Annotated in this window: 27 protein-coding genes and 1 tRNA gene; 7 read left to right on the top strand and 21 right to left on the bottom strand. The window is 65.8% G+C overall.

Annotated features, from left to right (window positions below; translation table 11 throughout):
* Nucleotides 1-72: 72 nt before the first annotated feature.
* The 7 genes from M1E01_RS06230 to M1E01_RS06200 form a co-directional block, all read right to left on the bottom strand.
* The gene (locus M1E01_RS06230; protein WP_457974204.1) at nucleotides 73-1,032 is read right to left on the bottom strand and encodes an ABC transporter substrate-binding protein; all 960 of its coding nucleotides are present in this window, start codon (nucleotides 1,030-1,032) and stop codon (nucleotides 73-75) included.
* On the bottom strand, nucleotides 1,029-1,772 hold the full coding sequence (locus M1E01_RS06225) for an ABC transporter permease (RefSeq protein ID WP_457974203.1): 744 nt from the start codon (nucleotides 1,770-1,772) through the stop codon (nucleotides 1,029-1,031). Before M1E01_RS06225 ends, M1E01_RS06230 begins: the two co-directional genes overlap by 4 nt.
* On the bottom strand, nucleotides 1,769-2,482 hold the full coding sequence (locus tag M1E01_RS06220) for an ABC transporter permease (protein WP_457974202.1): 714 nt from the start codon (nucleotides 2,480-2,482) through the stop codon (nucleotides 1,769-1,771). Before M1E01_RS06220 ends, M1E01_RS06225 begins: the two co-directional genes overlap by 4 nt.
* On the bottom strand, nucleotides 2,482-3,591 hold the full coding sequence (locus M1E01_RS06215) for an ABC transporter ATP-binding protein (protein WP_457974201.1): 1,110 nt from the start codon (nucleotides 3,589-3,591) through the stop codon (nucleotides 2,482-2,484). Before M1E01_RS06215 ends, M1E01_RS06220 begins: the two co-directional genes overlap by 1 nt.
* A gap of 257 nt (nucleotides 3,592-3,848) precedes the next feature.
* Nucleotides 3,849-4,958, bottom strand: coding sequence for a ribosome small subunit-dependent GTPase A (gene rsgA, locus M1E01_RS06210; protein WP_457974881.1), 1,110 nt, complete (start codon nucleotides 4,956-4,958; stop codon nucleotides 3,849-3,851).
* A 308-nt stretch (nucleotides 4,959-5,266) separates the two neighbouring features.
* Entirely contained in the window at nucleotides 5,267-5,719 is a 453-nt protein-coding gene (locus M1E01_RS06205; protein WP_457974200.1) for an NUDIX hydrolase, read from the bottom strand.
* A 20-nt stretch (nucleotides 5,720-5,739) separates the two neighbouring features.
* Entirely contained in the window at nucleotides 5,740-6,612 is an 873-nt protein-coding gene (locus tag M1E01_RS06200) for an N-acetylglucosamine kinase (protein ID WP_457974880.1), read from the bottom strand.
* Between the two features lie 184 nt (nucleotides 6,613-6,796).
* Here M1E01_RS06200 and M1E01_RS06195 point away from each other — a divergent pair, with 184 nt between their 5' ends.
* Nucleotides 6,797-7,840 carry a nitronate monooxygenase gene (locus tag M1E01_RS06195; RefSeq protein ID WP_457974199.1) on the top strand — a complete coding sequence of 348 codons (1,044 nt, stop codon included), beginning with the start codon at nucleotides 6,797-6,799 and terminating at the stop codon, nucleotides 7,838-7,840.
* A 4-nt stretch (nucleotides 7,841-7,844) separates the two neighbouring features.
* Here M1E01_RS06195 and M1E01_RS06190 read toward each other — a convergent pair whose 3' ends face one another.
* Complete coding sequence (locus tag M1E01_RS06190) at nucleotides 7,845-8,837, bottom strand: LysR substrate-binding domain-containing protein (RefSeq protein WP_457974198.1); 993 nt, start codon at nucleotides 8,835-8,837, stop codon at nucleotides 7,845-7,847.
* A 93-nt stretch (nucleotides 8,838-8,930) separates the two neighbouring features.
* On the opposite strand from M1E01_RS06190, the gene M1E01_RS06185 reads away from it, so the two are divergent.
* Nucleotides 8,931-10,211 (top strand): MFS transporter, encoded by a 1,281-nt coding sequence (locus tag M1E01_RS06185; protein WP_457974197.1) that lies wholly within the window; start codon nucleotides 8,931-8,933, stop codon nucleotides 10,209-10,211.
* A gap of 114 nt (nucleotides 10,212-10,325) precedes the next feature.
* Nucleotides 10,326-10,838 carry an Lrp/AsnC family transcriptional regulator gene (locus tag M1E01_RS06180; protein ID WP_457974196.1) on the top strand — a complete coding sequence of 171 codons (513 nt, stop codon included), beginning with the start codon at nucleotides 10,326-10,328 and terminating at the stop codon, nucleotides 10,836-10,838.
* Nucleotides 10,839-10,873: 35 nt separating this feature from the next.
* Here the strand turns inward: M1E01_RS06180 and M1E01_RS06175 are convergent, their stop codons facing one another.
* Nucleotides 10,874-12,118 (bottom strand): MFS transporter, encoded by a 1,245-nt coding sequence (locus M1E01_RS06175; protein ID WP_457974879.1) that lies wholly within the window; start codon nucleotides 12,116-12,118, stop codon nucleotides 10,874-10,876.
* A 138-nt stretch (nucleotides 12,119-12,256) separates the two neighbouring features.
* Here M1E01_RS06175 and M1E01_RS06170 point away from each other — a divergent pair, with 138 nt between their 5' ends.
* From M1E01_RS06170 to M1E01_RS06155, 4 genes are read left to right on the top strand one after another with little or no spacing between them, the layout of a single operon-like run.
* Nucleotides 12,257-12,787, top strand: a complete 531-nt coding sequence (locus M1E01_RS06170) for an Lrp/AsnC family transcriptional regulator (RefSeq protein WP_457974195.1) — start codon at nucleotides 12,257-12,259, stop codon at nucleotides 12,785-12,787.
* 9 nt (nucleotides 12,788-12,796) lie between these two features.
* The gene (locus tag M1E01_RS06165; RefSeq protein ID WP_457974194.1) at nucleotides 12,797-13,222 is read left to right on the top strand and encodes a DUF1761 domain-containing protein; all 426 of its coding nucleotides are present in this window, start codon (nucleotides 12,797-12,799) and stop codon (nucleotides 13,220-13,222) included.
* A 25-nt stretch (nucleotides 13,223-13,247) separates the two neighbouring features.
* The gene (gene corA / locus M1E01_RS06160) at nucleotides 13,248-14,243 is read left to right on the top strand and encodes a magnesium/cobalt transporter CorA (protein WP_457974193.1); all 996 of its coding nucleotides are present in this window, start codon (nucleotides 13,248-13,250) and stop codon (nucleotides 14,241-14,243) included.
* Nucleotides 14,244-14,247: 4 nt separating this feature from the next.
* Nucleotides 14,248-14,787, top strand: a complete 540-nt coding sequence (locus M1E01_RS06155) for a hypothetical protein (protein WP_457974192.1) — start codon at nucleotides 14,248-14,250, stop codon at nucleotides 14,785-14,787.
* Nucleotides 14,788-14,817: 30 nt separating this feature from the next.
* Here the strand turns inward: M1E01_RS06155 and M1E01_RS06150 are convergent, their stop codons facing one another.
* The 12 genes from M1E01_RS06150 to galU all read right to left on the bottom strand — a co-directional run bounded on the left by M1E01_RS06150 (nucleotide 14,818) and on the right by galU (nucleotide 22,713).
* Nucleotides 14,818-15,891 carry a DNA polymerase IV gene (locus M1E01_RS06150; protein WP_457974191.1) on the bottom strand — a complete coding sequence of 358 codons (1,074 nt, stop codon included), beginning with the start codon at nucleotides 15,889-15,891 and terminating at the stop codon, nucleotides 14,818-14,820.
* A 572-nt stretch (nucleotides 15,892-16,463) separates the two neighbouring features.
* Entirely contained in the window at nucleotides 16,464-16,736 is a 273-nt protein-coding gene (locus M1E01_RS06145) for a hypothetical protein (protein ID WP_457974190.1), read from the bottom strand.
* Nucleotides 16,737-16,776: 40 nt separating this feature from the next.
* Nucleotides 16,777-17,307 carry an ATP-binding protein gene (locus M1E01_RS06140; protein WP_457974189.1) on the bottom strand — a complete coding sequence of 177 codons (531 nt, stop codon included), beginning with the start codon at nucleotides 17,305-17,307 and terminating at the stop codon, nucleotides 16,777-16,779.
* Nucleotides 17,308-17,411: 104 nt separating this feature from the next.
* On the bottom strand, nucleotides 17,412-17,849 hold the full coding sequence (locus M1E01_RS06135) for a hypothetical protein (protein ID WP_457974188.1): 438 nt from the start codon (nucleotides 17,847-17,849) through the stop codon (nucleotides 17,412-17,414).
* Between the two features lie 50 nt (nucleotides 17,850-17,899).
* Entirely contained in the window at nucleotides 17,900-18,769 is an 870-nt protein-coding gene (locus M1E01_RS06130) for a hypothetical protein (RefSeq protein ID WP_457974187.1), read from the bottom strand.
* 183 nt (nucleotides 18,770-18,952) lie between these two features.
* Nucleotides 18,953-19,234, bottom strand: a complete 282-nt coding sequence (locus M1E01_RS06125; RefSeq protein ID WP_457974186.1) for a helix-turn-helix domain-containing protein — start codon at nucleotides 19,232-19,234, stop codon at nucleotides 18,953-18,955.
* 56 nt (nucleotides 19,235-19,290) lie between these two features.
* Nucleotides 19,291-19,363, bottom strand: a tRNA-Ala gene (locus M1E01_RS06120).
* Nucleotides 19,364-19,431: 68 nt separating this feature from the next.
* On the bottom strand, nucleotides 19,432-19,611 hold the full coding sequence (locus M1E01_RS06115; RefSeq protein WP_457974185.1) for a hypothetical protein: 180 nt from the start codon (nucleotides 19,609-19,611) through the stop codon (nucleotides 19,432-19,434).
* 47 nt (nucleotides 19,612-19,658) lie between these two features.
* Entirely contained in the window at nucleotides 19,659-19,988 is a 330-nt protein-coding gene (locus tag M1E01_RS06110) for a hypothetical protein (RefSeq protein WP_457974184.1), read from the bottom strand.
* A gap of 104 nt (nucleotides 19,989-20,092) precedes the next feature.
* On the bottom strand, nucleotides 20,093-21,082 hold the full coding sequence (locus M1E01_RS06105) for a hypothetical protein (protein WP_457974183.1): 990 nt from the start codon (nucleotides 21,080-21,082) through the stop codon (nucleotides 20,093-20,095).
* 98 nt (nucleotides 21,083-21,180) lie between these two features.
* Complete coding sequence (locus M1E01_RS06100; protein WP_457974182.1) at nucleotides 21,181-21,801, bottom strand: GNAT family N-acetyltransferase; 621 nt, start codon at nucleotides 21,799-21,801, stop codon at nucleotides 21,181-21,183.
* Nucleotides 21,802-21,807: 6 nt separating this feature from the next.
* The gene (gene galU / locus M1E01_RS06095) at nucleotides 21,808-22,713 is read right to left on the bottom strand and encodes a UTP--glucose-1-phosphate uridylyltransferase GalU (protein WP_457974181.1); all 906 of its coding nucleotides are present in this window, start codon (nucleotides 22,711-22,713) and stop codon (nucleotides 21,808-21,810) included.
* Between the last annotated feature and the right edge of the window lie 37 nt (nucleotides 22,714-22,750).

The raw sequence follows: 22,750 nt of genomic DNA, 5'->3' as shown, positions 1-22,750 counted from the left end.
CCTTCACATGGGAGGCCGGAAGTCGCCGTCGTCCTCGCGGTAACGGGGGCGGGAGGACCCGCGGACCGTCCCTTACTTGACGATGCCCTTTTCCTTGAGCCACCCTGCAGCGGCATCCTTCGCGCTCTGCTTCTGGTCGCCGCTGACTGCCCGGTTGAGGTTGATGAGGTCCCCGGTGGTCAGGATCCTGGACACGTTGTTCAGGGCTTCCTTGGCCTTGTCGGTCATCTTGGCGCTGTTGTAGAGGGGCAGCACCTGCTGTGCCTTGAAGTTGCTCTTCGGGTCTTCCAGCACCACCAGGTCGTTGTCCGCAATGGAGGGCGTGGTGGTGTAGATGTCGGCCACCTGGACCTCGTCCTTCAGGAGTGCCTGCAGGGTCAGGTTGCCGCCGCCGTCGCTGAAGGGCTTCAGGGCCTTTAGTTCGCAGCCGTAGTTCTTCTTGAGGCCGGGGAAACCGTAGGGACGCGTTTCGAAGGTGGCCGGCGCCGCCATGGTGAAGTCCTTGCACACCTTGGCCAGGTCCTCGATGGACTTGAGCTGGTGTTTCTCGGCTGTGGCCTTGGTGACCACCATGGCGTCCTTATTCTCCGCCTTTGCCGGCTCCAGCACGCCGAGGCCCTCGGGGAGCTTCTCCGGCAGTGCCTTGTAGACATCCTCGGCGGAGACCTCGGGCGCCTCCGGGTCCACGTGCGAGAGCAGGTTGCCGGAGTAGTCCGGGACAACGTCCACGGAGCCGTCCTGCACGGCCTTGAAGTAGATCTCGCGGGAGCCGATGTTCGGCTTGGTGGTGGTCGTGATGCCCGCCGCGTTGAGGGCACCGGCGTAGATTTCGGCAATGGTCTGGCTTTCCGGGAAATCCGCAGAGCCGACAACCAGGGAGCCCCCGGCCGGCGCGCTTCCAGCGCTGGTGGTGGGGCCGGACAGGGGGTCGCCGCCGCCACCGCAGGCGGAAAGCGCCAAGGCGATGCCTGCGCCTGCGGCGAGGCCGCCGAGGCTGCGGCGGGTGAGAGTCGTGTGGATGGGATGCTTCATGAGGTGCCTCCTTGAACAGCGGCAGGCGCAGGTGCGTCAGCCGAGAGATCGGTGGCGGCCTTGCGGCCGCCCTTTGGACCGGTGGTAAGCCCGGGAGAAACCAGCAGCCGCTGCGCCGCGGCAAGGACGAGGTCGACGGCGATGGCCAGGGCGGCGATGAGGAGCGAACCGGCCAGCATACGGGGGAAGTCCTGCAGGACCAGCCCGTCGAAGAGATAGCGGCCGAGACCGCCAAGCGGCAGGTAGGCAACCACGGACACGGTCGCGATCACCTGCAGCACGGCGGTGCGCAGGCCGCCGAACATCACCTGGAATCCGTTGGGCAGCTCGACGCGGAACAGGATCTGGAGTTCCTTCATCCCCATGGCCCGGGCTGCATCAACCACCGTTTCGTTCACGCTGGAGATGCCGGCATACGTGCCGGCCAGCAGCGGCGGGACCGTGAGGATCACCAGTGCCCACACAGGCGGCATGAGCCCACTGCCGGCGATCAGCGCGAAGAGCACCAACAGGCCCAGCGTCGGCAGCGCACGCAGGGCACCGGCGACGGCCACGGCCGCAACCCTCCCCCGCCCGGTGTGGCCGATGTACAGTCCCACGGGCACGGCGAGGGCGGCGGCAATGAGCAGGACCAGGCCGCTGTACTGCAGGTGCTCGAGCAGCCGGGCCGCTATGCCGGAACTCCCCTGCCAGTGGGCCGGGTCGGCGAGCCAGACGAAGGTTTCCGTGAACAGATTCATGGCCGCGCTCCCGGGTGGACGTGGGTGTCGGCGATGTATCCAGCGCCTGTCACCGTTTCGGCGCGCGTTGATGCGGTGGTCGCCCGTGTCCAGGGCGTGAGCAGCCTTTCCAGGAGGACGAGCACGCCATCCATCAGCAGCGCCAGCAGCAGGATCGCGAGGATTCCCACCACCACCTCGGTGACGAACGTCCGCTGCAGCCCGTCCGTGAAGAGGATCCCCAGGTTGCCCACGCCGAGGAGCGCGGCGACGCTCACCAACGAGATGTTGCTGACGGACACCACGCGCAGCCCGGCGAACAGGACCGGCAGGGAGAGGGGCAGGTCGATGTGCAAGAATCGCGCCGCAGGTTTGTAGCCCATTGCCACCGCGGCCTGCCTGAGGTCATCGTCCACCGAGTCGAAGGCATCCATGGCCGCCCGCACCAGGAGGGCCACGGCGTAAATGGTCAGGGCGACGATGACGTTGAGGGGGTCCAGGATCCGGGTTCCCAGCAAAGGAGGCAGGATAATGAAGAGCGCCAGCGACGGGATGGTGTAGAGCAGTGAGCTGACGGTGCTCACAAGGGACCTCAGCGCGGCGTGGCGGCGGGAGGCCTGCGCCAGCGGGATGGAGATCAGCAGTCCCACGATCATCGGGACCAGCGCGAGCACCATGTGTTGCGCCGCGAGCCCGGCAACCATGCCGATGTTGGCCAGGAACCAGTCCATCAGAGGGCACCCTGCCGCACCCGGCGGGCCGACTCGATGACGGAAAGCACTTCCGCTGCCTGCACCACGCCGAGCACCCTGCCGTCCCCGTCCACCGCGACTCCCAGTCCGGACGGGGAGGACAATGCCGAGTCCAGTGCGCGGCGCAACGTGTCTCCGGGCCGGAACAGTGAGCCGCCGGGAACAAGTCCGGAGTCAGGGCCGGGGGCCTCCCACCCCAGCGGCCGTGACTCCTCGTCCACGACGAGGCGCCAGCCCTGATCTGAGGTGCCGTCATCGGGCATAGCGGCGTCGGCGGAGCCGGCCCTCGTTACGGTCTGGACGGGATGGACGGTCACGCCGTCGGCCGCGGTGAACCCAAGGTGCCGGAACCCGCGGTCACGGCCCACGAAGGAGGCGACGAACTCGTTCGCCGGAGCCCGCAGGATCTCCTCGGGGGTGGCGTACTGAGCCAGCTTGCCTCCGATGGCGAACACCGCCACCTTGTCCCCCAGCACGGTGGCCTCGTCAATGTCATGGGTAACGAAAACGATTGTCTTGGCCAGGTCCCGCTGCAGCCGGAGGAGCTCCTGCTGCAGCTCCTCGCGCACCACCGGGTCAACTGCGCTGAAGGGCTCGTCCATAAGCAGCACCGGAGGATCCGCGGCCAGTGCCCGCGCCACACCCACGCGCTGCTGCTGGCCTCCGGAGAGCTGGGACGGGTACCGCTTGCCCAGGGCCGGGTCCAGCCCGACGACGTCGAGCAGTTCCGCGGCGCGGTCCCGTGCCCGCCGTTTGGGAACGCCGTTCAGGCGCGGCACTGTGGCGATGTTGTCCAGCACCGAACGGTGGGGCATGAGGCCGGAGGACTGCATGACGTAGCCCATGGAGCGGCGGAGCTCCGCGGCCGGCACCGAGGTGACGTCCTTGCCGGCCACGGTGATGGTTCCGGATGTCGGCTCCACCATCCTGTTGATCATTCGCAGTGACGTGGTTTTGCCGCAGCCCGATGGTCCGACGAACACTGTGATGCGGCCCTTGTCGATGGACATGCTCAGGTTGTCCACCGCCGGCTGTCCACCCTGGTACTGCTTGGTGACGCTCTGGAACTCAATCATGGCTTCGGCCATTCCCCGGGCTTACCTAACTGTTGGCACCATCGGACGGTGGAGCGAGCCGATCATAAGCCCGCTGATTTTTGGGTGTAAAGCTCATCCTGACAAAGCGTAACCAGTGCCTGCGGGATTGTAACTGCGGGCGCGGATACCGTAACCATTCGGAAACAACCCTGCCATTCCATAAACAGCCCTGCCCTTCGGAGACAGCCGCCGCGCGGATGGGTGGTTGCGCGGTGGCGTAGCGCGTCCGCAGCGGATGGGCCAGGAGCTCAGGCGTTGCGGTAGCGCTCCGCCGCGCGTTGGCTCCTGCCGGCAGCCACCACCTTCTGGTGCCATTCCCTTTGGTAGGCGCGCCGGGCCGCGGCATCGGAGCGCCGGTTCAGGGCCGCAAGTTCGCGCTGCAGCTTCAGGTAGCTGCCCCACCGCCTGGCGTCGAGGGAGCCGCCGGCGAGCGCAGCCTGCACGGCACACCCTGGCTCGGTGTCATGGGCGCAGTCCGAGAAGCGGCACTGCCCGAACAGCTCCTCAAGATCACCGAACATCTCCTCCATGCCTTCGTCGGCGTCGAAAAGCCCAAAGCCACGCACCCCCGGCGTGTCCATGAGCACCGCACCGCCGGGCAGCGGCACCAGCTCCCGTGACGTGGTGGTGTGCCGTCCCCTGCCGTCAACCGCCCGCACTGGCCCGGCAGGCTGCACCTTCCGCCCCGCTAGTGCGTTGATGAGCGTGGATTTGCCCGCGCCGGAAGGACCGAGCAGGACGAGCGTCCCTCCTGCCGGTATCCGTGCGAGGAGTTCGTCCAAGCCATCCCCGTGCTCAGCATACGTCGTCACCACACCCGCTCCGGCCGCCTGCAGCACCACCTTCCCGACGACGTCATCAGCGATGTTGACAAGGTCGGCTTTTGTGATGATCACCAGCGGCACGACGCCGGACTCCCAGGCGGCGACGAGGGTGCGTTCCAGCCTGTTGTGGGTCAGCGGCCGGTCCACCGGGACAACAACGCCAACCACCTCGATGTTGGCGGCCAGGACCTGAGCCTCCGAGGAGCCCTCAAACGCCCGCTTGCGGCTCAGTTCGGTCGTGCGTGGAAGCACCGCAACGATGCCGGGTTCATGGGCCTGGACTGGCCCTAGCCAGACCCAGTCACCGCTCGCGGGCAGCGGTGGGCCCGGCGGGTAGGGCACTTCCACCAGGCCGTCCGCCGTTGCGACACGGATACGGTTGCGGTCTACCCGGACCACGCGGGCAGGCACCTGCCCGCCGTCAACCGGGAAATCGGTAAAGTACGCCGCCGTGCGTTCGGTGAAGCCGTATTCTGCCGGGCCCCGCAATTCCCGGGTGTGGTTGCCGGAAAGCTCCCGGCTTTGATGATGGATACCGGCCGAGAATCGGTCAGAAGAATTGTTCACTGTGGACCTTTGGACTGGCCCCGGGCACTGCGCCGTCCTGCCGCGGCCGGCGGCAGGCGAATCATGCTGTTAGGCGGTGCCTTTGAACGGGGCTGGATTATTGGAGGACTTTTTGCCGTTGCGCGCCGCGCGCAGGAGTTCTGCAGTCATCAAGTCCACCTCCCCGCTGTCTGCCCTGTCCGGGCGGTATCCGGACGCTCCCAACAGGATAGCCAGCAGGCCAAATCTTGGCCAGGAGTACTTTGCGGGCCGGGATCATGGGAGCCGGAAAGGGCTCACTCCAACTTGCCGTTGGCCGGGCGTTCCTTGAACAGCCGCAGTGCCGCATCCACCAGTGAGACCCTGTTCAATGAGTTGACCTCTTCCAGAGGAACCCATGCAGCGTGAGTGGTGGTGCCGTTAACCTCATGGGTGAGTTCGCCGCCGGTCACGCGTGCCTCGTACACAAGCCGAAGGGCCTGGAACTCGCGGTCCATGCCGTCCAGCCGCGTTCCTGCAGGCCAATGGCCCACATCGATGCCGAGCATGCTGCCGATTTCGGCGTGGTAGCCCGTCTCCTCGAAGATCTCGCGGATGCAGCCGTCCACCGGGTGCTCCGCCAGGTCTAGGCCTCCCCCGGGAAGCGTCCAGCCCTCTTTGCCGTCCTGTTTCCAGTAGGCCAGCAGGATGGCCCCGTCTTGGATGATCACCGCGTACGCGGCCGGACGGGTGTCGAAAAGAACGCTCATGAACCAAGCCTAGCCGGGTCTCAGCGTTGCTCTTCGACGAGCTGCAGGACTCCAAAAACCGGCTCCTGTTCCAGCACCCGTACGTCGGTGACGCCGGCTGACGCAAGGTGGTGCCGGAATGATTCCTGCAGCCGGACAACATTCATTCCGAGGCCGCTTCCCAGGATGACCGGGCCGTCCAGCCGGAGTTGCCTTAGCACCTGGGCGGCCATGTCCGCGAGGTCCTTGCCGGCCTGGTTAATGAGTTCCTGGCTGGCGCGGTGGCCGGCGTCGGCGGCTTCCACCACCAGCCGTGCCTGCTGCGCCCAGTAACGGCGTCCCGTGTCGGGCGAATGAAAGAGGGCGATGAGCTTGTTGGGGTGGTCTATCCCGCACGCCTCGAGCAAGGCCCGCGTCAGTTCGTCGGTTTCCAGTCCCTGGTTCATCCGGCGCAGGCTGTGCCGGACGGCTTCACGGCCGAGCCAGTAGCCGCTGCCTTCGTCGCCCAGCAGATAGCCCCAGCCGCCGGCCCGGGCTTCCTCGCCCTGCCGGTTCCTTCCCCACGCTGCCGACCCCGTACCAGCGATGACGGCCACACCGCTGCTTGCCCCGCCTGCGGCCAGCAGCAGCCGTGAATCGTGGACCACGGTGATCGTGGCTCCCGGAACATGGGGCTCGATCAGGGCAGCCAGCGCCGCGGCGTCCTCGTCCGTGTCAATACCGCCGGCACCCGCATAGACGTGGGCAACGGCGCCCCCGCCGATTCTGCCGAACAGCTCTGCCAGGTGCGCTGCCGCTTCGTCACGGCTGACGTTTTGGACATTGGAGCTGCCGACGATCTCGTCGGCCACAGGCTGCCCGTTCTCGAAACGGATTCCCCTCGTCTTCGTGCCTCCGATGTCCAGGCCGATCACAGCGCCGCCACCATAGCCGGCTCCCCCGGAGGGAAAACCCTCCCCGGCAGGAAGAGCCTCCGGCGACGGCGGGGCTTTAGGTGTTGGGCGGGCGTCGCTTGCCGGAGCAGAGGGGGCATCGGCTACGTTGTCAGAGTCAGTCACTGGAACAGCCTACTGAAGCGTCCCCGAGGAGGAGAGAGTGATGTCCACTGGCTTTTTTGGCACGAGGGTTATTGCCGCCCCTATGGCCGGAGGAACCTCAACCGTCCGTTTCGTTGAAGCGGTAGACCGCTCCGGCGGCCTCGGCTTCCTCGCCGCCGGCTACAAGAGCGTTGACTCCATGAGAGACGAGGTCAGGGCTGCCAGGTCGGCCGGCATCCGCTTTGGCATGAACGTGTTTATGCCGGACATGCGGCAGCTGCAGCCTTCCGCGCACGCGCGGGAAAGGCTGGAACGGTACCGGGAGAGCCTGCGGGGAGAGGCCGCCCGCTACGGCCTCGACGTCCCGCCCCTGAGGCTGGACGACGATGATGCCTGGCAGGCCAAGGTTGACCAGCTACTGCTGGATCCTGTGGAGCTGGTCAGTTTCATGTTCGGACTGCCCGACTCGGACACCGTGGCCAGGTTCCGCCGAGCGGGCTCCATGGTTCTTGCCACCGTCACGAGCAGGGCTGAAGCCGGGTTCGCCAGGGATCGGGGCGTTGACGCCCTGGTCGTCCAGCACGGCAGCGCCGGCGGACACAGCGGTGCCTTCCTGGACGCAGCGCGGAGTGGCGCTGGCCCAGGGGGCGCGTCCACGACGGCGGACCTGGTCCGGGAGGTGCGCGCCGCCGTCGGGCTTCCGCTCGTAGCGGCTGGTGCGCTGTCTGACGCCGGCGCTGTGCAGTCAGTGCTCGCGGCGGGAGCCGAGGCAGCGCAGGTGGGCACGGCACTCCTGCGGACGGAGGAAAGCGGTGCGCGGCAGCTGCACAAGGACGCACTTGCCTCGGACCGGTTCACGGAAACCCGTCCGACGCGCGCCTTCACCGGCCGCTACGCACGGGCCCTGGTCAACGAGTTCGTGCGGGACCACGGTGACGCTCCGGAAGGCTATCCCGCGGTCCACCACCTGACGGCTCCCATCCGCGCTGCTGCAGCCGGCGCAGGGGACGCGGAACGGCTGAACCTGTGGGCAGGAACCGGATGGCGGAAGGCCCAGCCGGCTTCCGTCTCCGAGGTGATGGAGACCCTCCTCTGCGGGGCGTAAGCCCTTAGGCACCGGAACGGGAACCGATCAGCCCGGCCAGCAGCGCGGGCCCCTCCCCCAGCACGAGTTCCCGGAAGAGCCGCACCTGGTCCGGTTCCGCGGTGTCCCGGCGCTCCCGCCAGGCCACGCCGATTTCCCGGTAGGCCCGGTCCGACTCCAAAGGAACCTCCACCCAGCCCAGGTTTCCGGCCCCGGCTTCGCGGGCCTCCCCGCCCGCTGGCACCGGACCTGGACCGCCTCCGGGCGGGAGGATGCTTACGCCCAGCCCCGCCGAGACCAGGCCGCGGACCGTGTGGGCATCCTGGCTCTCAAAGGCGATCCGGGGCCGGAACCCCGCGTCACGGAACAGGGCGTCGGTGAGGGAGCGCAGTCCGTACCCGGGGCCCAGCGCCACAAACGGCTCGCCTTTGATGTCAGCCAGCGCGGCGGACCGTAGCACGGCGATCCGGTGCTCATGGTGCACCACCAGGCGCAGGGGTTCCCGGTAGAGGGCTGCCGAACAGATTGTCCGGCTGGCAACTGCCACCGGCGCTGTCAGCGCGAGGTCCGCTGCGCCGGAAGCCAGTTCGCTGAGGCAGGTGTCCCTGGCTCCCTGGTTGAGGTCGAACTCCGTCTGGGGGTGCCGGCTCCGGAACTCGCTGATCAGGAGCGGCAGCGTCGCTTCACCGAAGGTGTGCTGGAACGCCACTGAGATCCTTCCCCGCACTACTTCGGACTCATGGCGAACCAGGTTGAGTCCGGCCCGGAATTCCGCGAGCGCGGACTCGATATAGGGCAGCAGAGCCTTTGCCGCCGGAGTCAGGCGGACACCCCTGCCCTCACGGATGAGCAGCTCAGTGCCCACCACAGCACTCGCCCGGGCGAGGGCCCGGCTCACCGTGGACTGCGGAACGCCCAGAAGTTCGGCCGTTTCCGTGATGTGCTGCGTGCGGCCCAGTTCCGCCAGGACCGGCAGGACGGGCAGCAGCTGGACCAGTTGCCTGTGCTCGATATCCATGGTCCTCCGTCACCTTCAACCCATCCGCTGCTGCATCATTTGCTGCTAAATCATGCATTGGATACTGGATCAGGGTAGACCTACCCTCGAAGTATGCCAACGCCCGGTGTCTCCGTCCCCAGCAATCCGCCCGACCCGGGAGCCGGCGGAGCCAGGCCACGGCTCGAGACCGGGTGGGACGGCCATCCGAAGGGGTCCACCGCCTACGGCAGAATATTGGCGGGCCTTGCCTTCGCGGGCGTGGCAACCTTTGCCCAGCTCTATTCCACCCAGGCCGTGCTGCCCCTGATGTCCAGGGAACTCGGGGTCACGGCGGCAGAAGCCGCGCTGACGATATCGCTGGCAACGGTGGGGTTGGCAGTCACCGTCATCCCGTGGTCGTTCCTGGCCGACAGAATCGGACGCGTACGCGCGATGACCTGGGGCATTTCCGTGGCTACGGTTCTGGGGCTGCTGGTACCGCTCGCCACCTCCTTCCCGTTGTTGCTGGCACTCCGGACGCTGGAAGGCATGGCTTTGGGCGGGATCCCGGCGATCGCCATCGCTTACCTGAACGAGGAAGTCAACAAGGCCCATACTGCGATGGCCGCGGGCAGCTATGTGGCCGGAACAACCCTGGGAGGCCTGGCCGGACGGCTCGTGGCCGGGCCTGCCGGTGAGCTGTGGGGCTGGCGCGCAGCAGCGCTCGCCGTCTCCGTACTCGCAACCGTTGCCGCCATTCTGTTTCTGGTCCTGGTCCCCAAGGCCAGGAGGTTCACGCCGACCCCCGCCCGGGGCTTCCGGGGAGCGGCCCGGACCCTGGGCACCCATCTCCGTAATGCCCGGCTCCTGGCACTCTATGTGCAGGCATTCCTTCTCATGGGCGGGTTCGTAGCGGTTTACAACTACCTGGGGTTCCGGCTGTCGGGGGAACCGTTCAGCCTTCCCGCAACGGTCATCAGCCTGATCTTCCTGGCCTATCTGGCCGGAACGGTGACCTCCCGCTGGGCGAGCGGGCTGACCGAGCGCTTTGGCCGGCGGGCTGTCCTGCTGGCGGGCATTGCGCTGATGACTGCTGGCCTTGCCCTTACCCTCACCGGGATGCTCGTGCTGATCCTCGTTGGCCTCCTTATTTTCACCGGCGGGTTTTTCGCCGCCCACAGCATCGGCGCGGGCTGGACCGGTACCATCGCCGCCTCCGGGAGGGCGCAGGCCGCGTCGCTGTACAACCTCGCCTACTACCTGGGCTCCAGCGTGATTGGCTGGGCCGGCGGCATCGTGTTCCAGTCGCTTGGCTGGACAGCGCTCGCCGTCGCCGTGATCGCGCTGGGATGTACGACGGCGGTGATTACCGCCGTCGTACATCCCCCGAAGAACGAAGGCAGGCGCGAATAATCCTCGAGTGAAGGCAGTGCGCGCCCGGCAAAAATTCGGGCACGCAGGGCGGCGGTGCATGGATCGGCCGGAAAGCCACGGCTAAGATGAACTAGCACACCCTGAGGAGGATCCGTGAGCACCAATGCGAAGAACGTCCGGTCCGGGTCGGGACATGCCGAGCCGCTGGACGCCATTGATGAGCGGCTGCTGGCTGCCCTGGTGGACGACGCGCGGATCTCCAACAAGCAGCTTGCAGAACTGGTGGGGATTGCCCCATCCACGGCTCTCATGCGGACCCGGGCCTTGTCGGAGCGGGGGATCATCGAGGGGTTCGAAGCAAAGCTCAGCCTCTCGGCCATCGGCCGCTCGGTCCAGGCCCTGATCGCCGTCCGGCTCCGCGCGCATGACCGTGAGCAGATTGACCGGTTCACGTCGCGGGTTCCCAAGCTTCCGGCTGTGCTGTCCACGTTCCACACATCCGGTTCCGTTGACTACCTGCTGCACATCGCGGTGGCCACCACAGAGGACCTTCGCGACTGGGTACTGGACAACCTGGCCACAGATCCCGTCGTGGGCCACACCGAGACCACCCTCGTGTTTGAGCACATGCCCGGCAACCACGGGCCCCTGCCCGAACAGGACTGACAGCCTGCAGTGCTAACAAACCAGGGCCCGGCAGCCTACAGTCGGGCAGTCCGGAGGGCCCGCCGAAGCGTGAGTAAAGCCAGAGCGGTGGCGGCGGCGCCGCAGAGCATCACGAATCCGGTGACGGCCTCCCCCAGGCCATAGGCCGCCGCCGCAAATCCCAGCCCAACCACCGGCAATGCGCTGCCCATATACGTGATGACGTAGACGGTGCTGATGATCTGCGCGTGGCGGGAGGCCTCAACCTTGCGCGCCACATCGTTGAAGACGGTACGGAAGGCAATACCCTGGCCGGCACCGGCGGCCAGGCTTGCAGCAACAAGGAGCCAAGGGCTGCTCCACGCACCGGCAGCGGCGATCAGGATCACGGAGACGCCAAGCACAGCCAGCCCCGCCGGAACGGCGAAGCGGCTCCGGACCGTGACCAGCTGGCTCAGGGCGGAGGCCCCAAGAGTCAGGCCCGCCAGGATACCGATGACCGGCCGGGAGTCCACACCCAGCATCCCGGCAAAGTAACCGGGGGCCAAGGACAGGCAGAAGCCAAAGACCGCGAAGCTCAGGAACCCGACGGCGGCCGCCACCCAGAACGCGTCCCGCGCCTCGTGCGATATCGACGGCAGGCGCGGTGCCAGGGCCTTCAGCGGCCTCGGACCGTCGGCCGGTTTAATGGCCGGGCGCGCGCGGAGAAGGTAGAGCGGAACTAGGAGGGCCACGAGGACCAGCGAGTGGACGAGGTACGGTGTGGACGTGGATGCCGGCAGCATCGAGAGGACGCCTCCGATGACCGGGCCGGCCGCAACTCCTCCGGCTGAGGCCAGCAGCGTGAAGCGTGACGCCCACTCGGGCCTCTGCGGAAGCAGTTCCCGCAGCGCGGCGGAACTGGCGCCGGTGGCCAGGGCCACGGCAATCCCCTGCAGCGCCCGCCCGGCAGAGAGCACCGCCAGGTTTTCGGCTTGGGCAAAGACGACACCGCCCGCGAGGCCTGTCAGCACGGCCAGCAGCAGCGCCGCCCGCCGGCCGATGTGGTCCGACCAGTGCCCCGCCAGCATCAGTGCGGACGCCAGGGCAAGGACATAGGCGGCGAACGCCACCGAAATGTCCAGCGAGGTCAGGCCAAACCGAAGCTGAAGCAGGGGATACAGCGGAGTGGCAAGATTCGCGCCGACGAGGAGCGTAAAGATCACGATGCCGGCCATCGCCAGGCGTGCAGTGTTGGAGGCGTCCCAGCCGCGGCGGTTAGCGGCGGCGGGCAGCATGCGAAGTTCGCTGAAGACAGTCATGCCGTGTCCTTGCCTGTTTCCGGCAGCCCAGCCCTTGTGGAGGCTTTCACTGCCGATGACGGTCGATGTCTCCAGAATGGTCGGTGGCAGCCTCAGACGGACAATTTCCATGGCAGAATTGAGCAAAATACTCAATTTATGCTTCTGCACGTGACCTGGAGTGATGATTTGAACGCCTTGGACTCCACTGACCTCAAAATCCTGCTGGAACTTATCCGTGATCCGCGGATCCAGATCGGGGACCTGAGCGACAAGCTGGGCATTGCCCGGAACACCGCCCAGTCACGGTTGCGCCGGATGCTGCGTTCCGGGGTCCTCCGAGACGGCGGCCGGGAGATCGACCTTGAGTCCGTGGGGTACGACGTCGTTGCCTTCGTGACCATCGAGGTGACCCACCGCGAACTCGACGGTGTGGTGGGCTCCTTGCGCCTGCTGCCTCAGGTCCTGGAGGTGCACGAGATTTCAGGCCGCGGCGATGTCTGGTGCCGGGTCGTAGCCACCGACACCCACAACCTGCAGGCCGCGCTTCGGTCCATCCTGAGGATCCGGGGGGTCATCCGCACGGAAACGGTTTTGGCGCTGCATACGCACATCCCGTACCGAACAGAACCGCTGATCAGCCGCCTCGCCCAAGGAGCCGCTGCCACCGACAGCCGGGTCCGGGAATAGGATTCAAGGATGGATTGGCTCTCGTACATTTCCCAGATCAACTGGCTCGCCGTGCTGCTGGCCTTCATCGCCACCATGGCCATCGGCTTCGTCTGGTACCTTCCCCCGGTGCTGGGCACCCGGTGGATGGAGGCGATCGGCAAGACGGAAGAGGACCTGAAAAACACGGCGGGCGGCTCGGGGATCTGGCTGCCCATGATGCTTGCCGCGGCGCTGACTGCGGTCCTTCTCGCAGTACTGATCGCCGGGCTGGCGCTGGACACTGCTCTGGCGGGCGGCCTGTTTGCCCTGGTGCTGGCCGTTGTGTTCCGGGCCGGCGGCCATGTCATCCATAACGGTTTCGCGGGCCGGCGGGCAGCCGTGACCCTGATCGATTCCGGTCACGACGTGCTGGCCATGACCGTGGCCGGCGCCATTATCGGCGCAATGTCCTGAACCGCCCGGCAGAGACGAGCCCACCGTGACCATTATTGACAACGCCGTCTATGTTGACGGCATCCGCAGCCCGGATCCGGTAAGCCTGGAGCAGACGTTCGAGACTCTGTCCGCCCAAGGCGGCATGGCGTGGATCGGGCTCTATCGTCCGACCGAGCCTGAAATGGCCGCCGTAGCGGCAGAGTTCGGCCTACACGAGCTTGCTGTCGAGGATGCCATTTCGGCCCACCAGCGGCCCAAGCTGGAACGCTACGGGGACCACCTGTTTACGGTGCTGAGGCCTGCCCGCTACCTTGACGACACCGAGACCGTTGAGTTCGGTGAGCTGCACATCTTCACCGGCAAGAACTTCGTGGTCACTGTCCGGCATGCCGAGATGTCCGGCGTGGGAAAGGTCCGGCGCCGCCTGGAGTCGCGGCCCGACCTCCTGCGCCACGGCCCCGAAGCCGTGCTCTATGCCCTGTTGGACCAGGTGGTGGACGACTACGCCCCCGTGGTGGCGGGGCTCGAAAACGACATCGACGAGATCGAGGACCAGCTGTTCTCCGGCGACACGGCAGTGTCCCGGCGCATCTATGAACTGGCCCGGGCGGTGATTCAGTTCCAGCGCGCCATCCACCCCCTGCCGGGCATGATGCAGCAGCTGAGGCGGGGATTCGAAAAGTACGTGGTGGACACCGACCTGCAGCACAGCCTGCGAGACGTGGAGGACCACGTGGAGCGCGTGATATCCCGTGCCAATTCCTTCCGTGATCTGCTGCAGAACGCGCTGACGCTCGACGGTACCCTGACGGCCAACCGGCAGAACGAGGCGAGCGCCCAGCAGAACGAGCAGGTCAAGAAGATCTCCTCCTGGGCGGCGATCTTCTTCGCTCCGTCCTTCGTCGCAGGCGTATACGGAATGAACTTCGACTACATGCCCGAGCTGCACTGGACGTTCGGCTATCCGCTGTCGATCGCGCTGATGGCCGGCACGGCCGGGCTGATGTACGCGATCTTCAAGCGGAAGGGCTGGCTGTAGCGCTGTGTCGGATTTTGAGCGGGGCCTCATCCTCACCCCCGGAACGGACCGGCAGCTGGGCACCTACGGGCTCTTCCGGCCGGCACCATCCCAGCAACAGGCCCTGGATCTACCCTCGTACACGCTCACCGCCAAGAGCGCAGCCCCGGACCTGCTCTGGGTAAGCTTTGCCGAACTGTGTGCCGGGCACCTGCAAAGTGCCGACTACCGCGCGCTTGCCGGCAGATACCCTGTCTGGGTCATCGACGCCGTTCCATCACCCCTCGTGGAGTCCGAAGCAGGATCCCGCGCGGGCGCTGCCGGGTCTAACGCGGGCGCCGCCGGCGTCTGGGAGCGCTTCCTTGAGGTACTGGACCTGCTCCGTGAGCAGGACGCCACTCTCTTCCTTATCGGCCGTGGCCCCCTCGGCTGGGACTTTCCGGGCCGGGCGGATGGACAGCCGCAGGCTGCCCCAACGTTTGCCAAAATCGCGGACAGGCTCGCCGTGCTTCGCCGGATCGAATCCGACGAACGGCTCGAGGACGAACAAACCGGCGGCTGTTAAGCAGTACTCCGAAGCAAAGGGGTGCAGCCCTCACCAACCGCCGCGCGTCGGCGTATGTCCCTTGCGGGCATCGCCGGGCATTGCCATTTCGGCGCGCAGACCCAGGAGCCGGATCGGACGGCCCGCTTCGACTCCGGCTGTAAGGTCAAGGGCCCGCGCAAGGATTTCGTTCCGGTCGAATGTCTCGGGGATTTTCTTCGCGTGGGTTTTGGTGAGGAACGGCGCGTACCGGACCTTGAGGGTCAGCCCGATCACGGGCCGGCCTTCGGCCACAACATCCTCAAGAACACGCGCTGTCAGCTCCCTCACGGCGCCGTCCACCTGGGCAGGCTCGGTCAGGTCCCGCTGGAAGGTGGTTTCCCGGCTGTGACCGCGGGCAACCCACGGGGTGTCGTCCACAACGGTGGCACCGTCCCCGCGTCCGAGCTCCGCGTACCAGGGACCCATCCTGGGGCCGAACTCGGGTACCAGGTCTTGGGGGTCGGACGCGGCGAGTTCGGCGACAGTGTTGATGCCCAATTTGGCCAGCCGGGCGGATACTCTGGTTCCCACGCCCCACAGGTCCTTGGTGGGCCGATTGCCCATGACCTCGAACCAGTTCCCGGACGTTAGACGGAAGACGCCGGCCGGCTTGCCGAAACCGGTGGCGACCTTGGCCCGGACCAAGGTGTCGCCGATGCCCACGCTGCAATGCAGCTGCGTCCGCTCCAGAACAGCGGCCTGCACCTGCCGGGCGTAGGCTTCCGGGTTGTCTGTCTCAGTGCCTACAAAAGCTTCGTCCCAGCCCAGCACCTGCACTGTGGCGCCGGGCTGCTCGCGCAGCGTGGCCATCACCGTTTCAGACGCCGCAAGGTAGGCCTCCTGATCAACGGGCAGGATCACGGCGCCGGGCACTTTCCGGGCGGCAACGCGTAAAGGCATTCCGGACCCGACGCCAAAGGCCCTGGCTTCGTAGGAGGCGGTCGATACCACAGCACGTTCCGTCGGGTCGCCCCGGCCGCCGACGATGATCGGCTTGCCGGCAAGCTCGGGCCGCCGGAGCACTTCGACCGCCGCGATGAACTGGTCAAGATCGACGTGCAGCACCCACCGGATTCCGCTCACACCATCAGTCTGCCCTAAACATCCCTGGCAGGCATCGGTCCTCAAAGTGTCTTTGGCAACCAGGAGGGCGGGATCCGGGAAAGCTGTAGAGCCCGGGAAAGCTGTAGAGCCCGGGAAATCTGTGGAGCTAAGGGGATCCGAACCCCTGACCTCTTCGATGCGAACTGTGGATAACGTGAGTTCACGCGTGCTCACGAAAGCGCGCTCTAGCGCGCTGTTTCGCGGATTCAAGCTCACGGAGCCTCACGTACGGTCACATCCGATTCACGCTCGTTCACGCTCAAAGTGTTATTCCCCGGGTGCCGCGCAAAGTGACCGCTCTCGGCGTTCGAGGCGCATAGGACTCTCTGTGAACACAGCAGACGTAGTAGCAAACGCCCCCTCATGGATGCCGTCGGAATTGATGACACGAGAAGAATCGGCGGCATATTTGCGCCGCTCTCCCGGGACCCTGGCCAACTGGGTTCCAGTGAATCTCCGCCAGACTGGCCGGTCTTGCGGTGGTTCAGGTAAGTAGCGGCTGGGACGGACAGCAGCCCCCGGCGTGATGCCGGGGGCTGTTGCTGTCCGTTCTACCTGGCGACGGCCACCTTGTACTTCGTGTTGCCGAACAGATCCATGAAAGCGCCAGCGAACTGCTGGGGCAGGCGCCGGATACCCTTGGGCATGTTGTCGGCGAGCTTCTGAGCGGATGGGAAAGCCACGTCCGGCTTGCCGCCTTCGGCGCACTTGGCGAGGACCAAGGCTGCCTTGCGCCACAGGTCGGCGTCACCGGACAGGCCCAGCGCGGTCACACCCTGGACGAGGGCGAACAGGCGGTCGGCGCGTTCGTTCTTCCAGTTCACCAGGACGGTACCGTCGATGACTTCGGCCGGGTCGTGCAGGTCAGCGGCGGCGAGCCAGGAGAACGTTTTCGAGCCAGTTGGTGGTGTCGAAAACCCATTTCAGGTGCATCATGCGGTTGGCCATCGGGGCCGGGAGGTCGTAGGCGTCCACAGCGGTTTCGACCGGGTTCATCAGGGCCACGATGGAGACGGAGTCGTTCAGCTTCGTGTCGCCGACGTAGCGTTCCTGCACGACGCGGAGCATGCCCTTCGTGGTGGAGGGTGCGGACGAGTTGAACTCGTCGAGCAGGAGCAGGCCCTTTTCGGCGCGGTTCAGGTTCTGAACCCACTGGAAGGACGAGTACTTGATCTCGCCCTCATCCTCGATCATGACGCCCAGGAAGTTGGTGGCTTCGCGGTTGGAACCGATGACGGTTTCCACGACGCGGCCCCAGCCGGAAGTAGCTGATTCCATGCTGGCGGTCTTGCCCTGCCCGGGTTCACCGCTAACGCCGACGGGGACGTTGGCCTGGACTCTGGCGGCAAGTGCGCGCCGGAACGGGGAGCCGGGGAAAGTGTTGATCGTGGCCATGATGATCTCCTCAAAGAAGTAGGTGGGCGGTTGCCCTCTTGCTACCTCTCATGTGTGCGGAGTCCAGAAACCCTCTCCCCGCCCCTGCGGAAAAGAGAGCCAGGTCAGTCCCTCCCGTGACTGACCTGCTCCCGGCGGGCGGGCCATGGGTAGAGACTTGTCTGGCGGCTGATCGAATGGGTGCCGTCCGGGTTGTACTCCAGTGTGGAGTGTTCGTGGGTGCCGCCGGCATGGGATACGGCGGCCAGGACCAGCTCAAGGTTGTGGCGGTCCATGCCTGGCAGGACTTCTGACAGATCCACCGGTGCGCCCCCGCCCAGGGACGCGGTCAGCAACAGCAATCGCCGTTCCGCGTCTGAGAGCCCGCCAATATAATCCGGGATGGCCGGGAAATCGATCCACAGTTCGCCGTCCTCCATAACAACCCAGGGATTAGCCGGGGAGGCGAACCTGCCGCTGAACGCCCGGATCAAAAGCTCGGTGGCTGCCTCCAGATGGTGGAGCCCCTCGGCCCAGCTGCGCAGCTTCTCGTCAAATTCCATGCCGCCCCTTTGCTTGTCGTTGCGGGTATCTTCCCATGGGCGGCCCGGGGTCAGTCGGAGATCTTGTTCTCAAGATAGTTGCTGACCCACTGGTGGAGCCGGTCTGTGCTCCAGCTCGGGGTGGCGACCAGGAGAACTTCGCGGTCCTCCCGATGGGCGCGGGTGATGCCGTCTTCCTGTTTGAGGGCTTTGACCATGCGGTCTACCACCCGGCTATGTTCGTGGCCGATGTCCTCCCGCAGCGACACCTCAAGCTCGCGGCCGCGGATTTCGTCATCGCCCAGGTCTTCCACCTCCACGAGCGGCTCCTCTTCGGCCATCTCCTCGTCCTCGATGTCGCCGCGGTTCAGCTGCTCGATGAGGCGGCGTGCGTACTCGGCCATCGTGTCATCCGGAGACTCACGAAAGCCGGTGAGACTGCTGTAGGCGTGGACCCTCGGCAGTCCGGGGAGGTAGTGATGGTCCTCCCCTGTGCCGCTGACCAGGACAGGGTGCTTGTTGAGGTGGTATCGCTTGATGCGGTGGCGGGCGATTTCCCACCGCGCCTCCGGTGCGTGCTGCTGCACGACGTCGCCCAAGTAGGACACCAGTCCGTCCAGCAGGAACAGTGACTCCAAGGACAGGGAGTGCATTACCTCATACTCATGCCGCGCCCAGGAGGGCCATTGTTCCCGCGGCACGCTGTTCGGATCAGTGGCGCCGCCGGGTGCGTCGAACACCGTGAGGTGGGCCAGGATCCACCGCCACAGGGGAACCAGGCTCTCAATGGACCCGTCCAGGATGGCGTCCGGGTCCTGGCCGTCCGCCACCAGCGCCTCCCGCAGCCGCTCCAGCGCCGGCCCGCGCTCATCCAGGTACTCCCGGAAGGCCGACTCGGACTGCTTCTTGGTCATGTTGATGTAATCGACGTGCTTAGCCATCAGTTGCTCCCCCAATATCGCCGGTCCCCACGGAACATGCGTAGACCGCGAACACACGGACGCCGTCCAGCCCAATCTTATCCGCTCACCTACCTCCGCCGTGGGCCATACATAGGCGAGACCAGCCAGGTCTCCATCAGTAAACGGTTCGCTGCGGCTCAGCTTTTCCGGGGCTTTGGAGAATCAGGACCCCGGAGTGCGGTGGCGGCTGGGCGCGTAGATGGACTTGCTGCGTGGCTTGCGCGTTTCGACCGCCGATTCGGGCACCTTTTCCGGGCCGAACTCCTTCAGGTAGCGGTACAGGGTGGCGCGCGACCAGCCGACAGCCTCCGCCGCAGCCTTGACCTCTGTGCCCTCGCTGAGCAGCTGGCGAACGACGCGGACTTTGGTTTGGACGGTGTCAGGCTTCGGCGGCTGCTTCCCGAACTTCCGCCGCCACACCTGGTCCACATGGCGATGCGGCAAAGTGTTACCAAAGTGTTTATTCTCAAGGCTGCCGCCCGCAAAAAGCGCGGAATCTGTGGAGCTAAGGGGATTCGAACCCCTGACCTCTTCGATGCGAACGAAGCGCTCTACCAACTGAGCTATAACCCCTTGGACGCTGACTCCATCCTCAGAACCACAACCACTGTCCAGAGAACCACAACGCCGGTTTCCCTAGGCTACAAATTTTCCCGCCTCTTTGCCAACCAGGCCTCAAATGTCTCCCGGCCATAGGCCTGACCGGGCACGAGGTTCCGGCCTTCGCGCAGGAACGTGCCCATCGGGCCCGGCAGCGGCAGCGGTGCAACAAGGCCCTTGCCGCCGGTGACCCGCTTCCAGGTCCGGGCCATGGACGTCATGTCCTGGACCTCCGGCCCGCCAATCGTCCTCAGCTTGTGCTGCTGTCCTAATACCGGAGCGAGCGCCTCCTCGAGCAGGGCGGCGGCCACGTCGCCGGCGAAATGGACTGGAGCTGTGCGTCCCGGATCACTGGGATGAGGCGCACCTTGGAGCCGGCGGAGAACAGCCGGGCCACTAGGCTGTGGAACTGCGTGGCACGCACCGTGGCGGTTTCCAGCGCCGCCCTGGCATAGACCCGTTCCTTGTCCGCCTTCGACGGGTAAAAACCATAGCCCGTCTGGTCACAGTTCACGATAGAGAGAAGTACTGCCTTGGCGACCCCGGCTTCCAGCGCTGCCGATATCAGGAGCGCGCCGCCGGCAGCAGACTGCCTCATCGCTTTACCGCTCTGCCCTTCCAGGCAGTCAATGACGACGTCGACCCCCGCCAGCGCCTCCGGAAACCCGTCATCGGTGGTGACGTCCCCCCCGAAAGTATGGGCTACGCGCGGCGGCGCTGCAGGACGTCATCCAGGTTGCTCAATGCGCTTTGCGCTTTGCTTTGCTGGCCCGCTGGCCCGGCAGTCGGAGCTGCAACGGCGGGTGCAGCTGCCGTACCCTGCTTGAGCGAAGGCTTCCCCGACGACTTCGGCGCCTCGGGCAGGTCAAGAGGCTCCGGGGCGGGGCGTTCCGCTTTGGCTGCCTCGACATAGGTGGGTTTGGGAACCTGGACAGGCTCCCAGCTGGGGGCTTCTTCGGCGGGGCGGCTGGCAGCCGGCTGGGCTGCAGCGGCCAAGCCGCTGTTGTCCCCGGCAGCGATCGCTACAGCCAAGGCAGCTTCGCGCAGCTCGACGGCGGTCAGGGGCTTTGGCCGGGACTCGACTGCCTCGGCGTCGAACAAAGTGCTTTCGGGACGTTCAGTGGCATCTCCCGCTTCCGGATGCGCGTCGGCAACCGGCGTACGGTTTTCCCGTTCAGCGGGTGCTCCCATCGCTGCCGAGAAGGCAGCACTGACCTTCCTGCGGCGGTCCCGGACGGCGAGCGAGCGGAGAAGAACGACGGCGGCCAAGCCCGCCAGAAACGATACCGGGGGAACAAAGCCCGCACCGACACCGAACAGCAGCAGGACGCCGGTGACCAAGGCAGTGGCGAAGAACAGGAGCCCGGCCAGGGCGATCGAGGCACGTCCATATCGGATGCGGAAAGCGCCTTTGGGCTTCGTGGCGGACTTGCCCCCGGGCTGGCCCGGCGTGAAGCCCGCTGCGGATGCGCTGCTCTTCCTGGTATCCATGCGATTCTCCTGCTGGACGGTCATGTGAAGGACCGTGCCGGCTTGCTGGTTTGCAGTTTCGTGGTCAACGCTCTCCAGCATCAGGTCACCGGCAACCTGGAAGCGGTGCCTGCCGTTGCGGAGCACGTAAGGGGCAACCCAGACCATCCACAGCGCAACAGCGACCACAAGGATGACTGAGCTGCTCAGAGGGAAGTCCACATACAAAACCGTATGAGTAATACTGCACCCCTTGTGGCATTCGTCTCGGTGTGTCGCTCACCGACTCTCAAATCATTGGATTTAAAAGCGGCAGGGTGTCAGGCTGGCCTTGAGCGCAGCCACCTGCTGAGCAGCCCCTCCGGAACATCTTCCGACGTCAATGCAAAAGACCGGTGGTCGGCCCACTGCCCGTTGATGTGCAGAAACCGTGGGCGGTATCCCTCGTCACGGAAGCCGAGCTTCTCCACGACACGCAGGCTTGGCTTGTTCTCGGGTCGGATATTGATCTCCATGCGGTGCAGCCCGAGCGTCCGGAAACAGTGGTCGGTGGCCATGGCAACCGCGGTCGGAGCGATGCCCTGCCCGGCCCGCGCCTGGTCCACCCAGTAGCCCAACGTCGCCATCATGGCAGAACCCCATACGATGGAGGACACCGTCAGTTGTCCGACGATGACAGGCTCCCGCTGCCCGGGCGTCCACACTGTGATGAGGAACGGCAGCGCCGTGCCTTGAGCCGCTTGCGCCTTGAGCGACCGGACCATCTGCCGGTAGTCGGGCAGCCCCCCGCCAGGGGCCGGGTTGGAAGCTTCCCAGGGGGCCAGCCACTCGCTGTTCCGCGAACGGACCTCGGTCCATTCCCTGCGGTCCCGGTACCGGATGGGGCGAAGAACAATATCGCCGCATTCCAGTGTGACCGGCCAGATGTGGCTGACCCTCATTGGAAGTTACTTGGTCAGTCCGGCGGCAACTTCGCCAAGCCACTCACGCAGACCGGGTCCGAGGTCCTCGCTGTCGATCGCGAGCTGGACGCACGCCTTAAGGTAGCTGAGCTTATCGCCGGTGTCGTAGCGGCGGCCACGGAAGACTACTCCGTACACGCCTCCCCCTTCGCCGTCCCGGCCAGCCAGTTCCTGCAGCGCGTCGGTCAGCTGAATCTCGCCGCCGCGTCCGGGTTCGGTCTTTTCCAGGACATCGAATACGTCAGGGTGGAGGACGTAGCGGCCGATGACAGCCAGGTTCGAAGGCGCCTCGTCGACGTCGGGCTTCTCCACGAGTTTGTTGATCCGGACATAGCCTTCGCCGTCAATTTCGGAAATGTCCGCACAGCCATAGGCGCTGATCTGGGACGGCTCCACCTCGATGAGTGCCACGACAGAGCCGCCGGTCTTCGCCTGCACCTCAATCATGACGCTGAGAAGCTCGTCCCGGGCATCGATCAGGTCATCGCCCAACAGCACTGCGAAAGGCTCCTGCCCCACGTGCTGGCGCGCCCGCAGCACGGCGTGGCCCAGCCCCTTGGGATCTCCCTGGCGGACATAGTGGATGTCGCCCAGGTTGCTGGCGGCCTGGATGGATTCCAGCTTGGCCGTGTCGCCCTTGGCCTCCAGCGTTGCCTCTAGCGCGGGAACCCTGTCGAAGTGATCCTCCAGCGCACGCTTGTTGCGGCCGGTGATCATGAGGACATCGCTCAGGCCGACCTGAACGGCTTCTTCAACGACATACTGGATAGCCGGTTTGTCCACCACCGGCAGCATCTCCTTGGGCATGGCCTTGGTGGCAGGCAGGAACCTGGTGCCGAGTCCCGCTACGGGGATGACGGCCTTGCGGACTGAAGGATTAGTGGAAGTCACTGGACTAATCTATCGGAGGGAACATTCATACGGTTAA

It is taken from the genome of Arthrobacter sp. D1-17, assembly GCF_054130535.1.
This window is presented reverse-complemented; position numbering and strand designations above follow the sequence as displayed.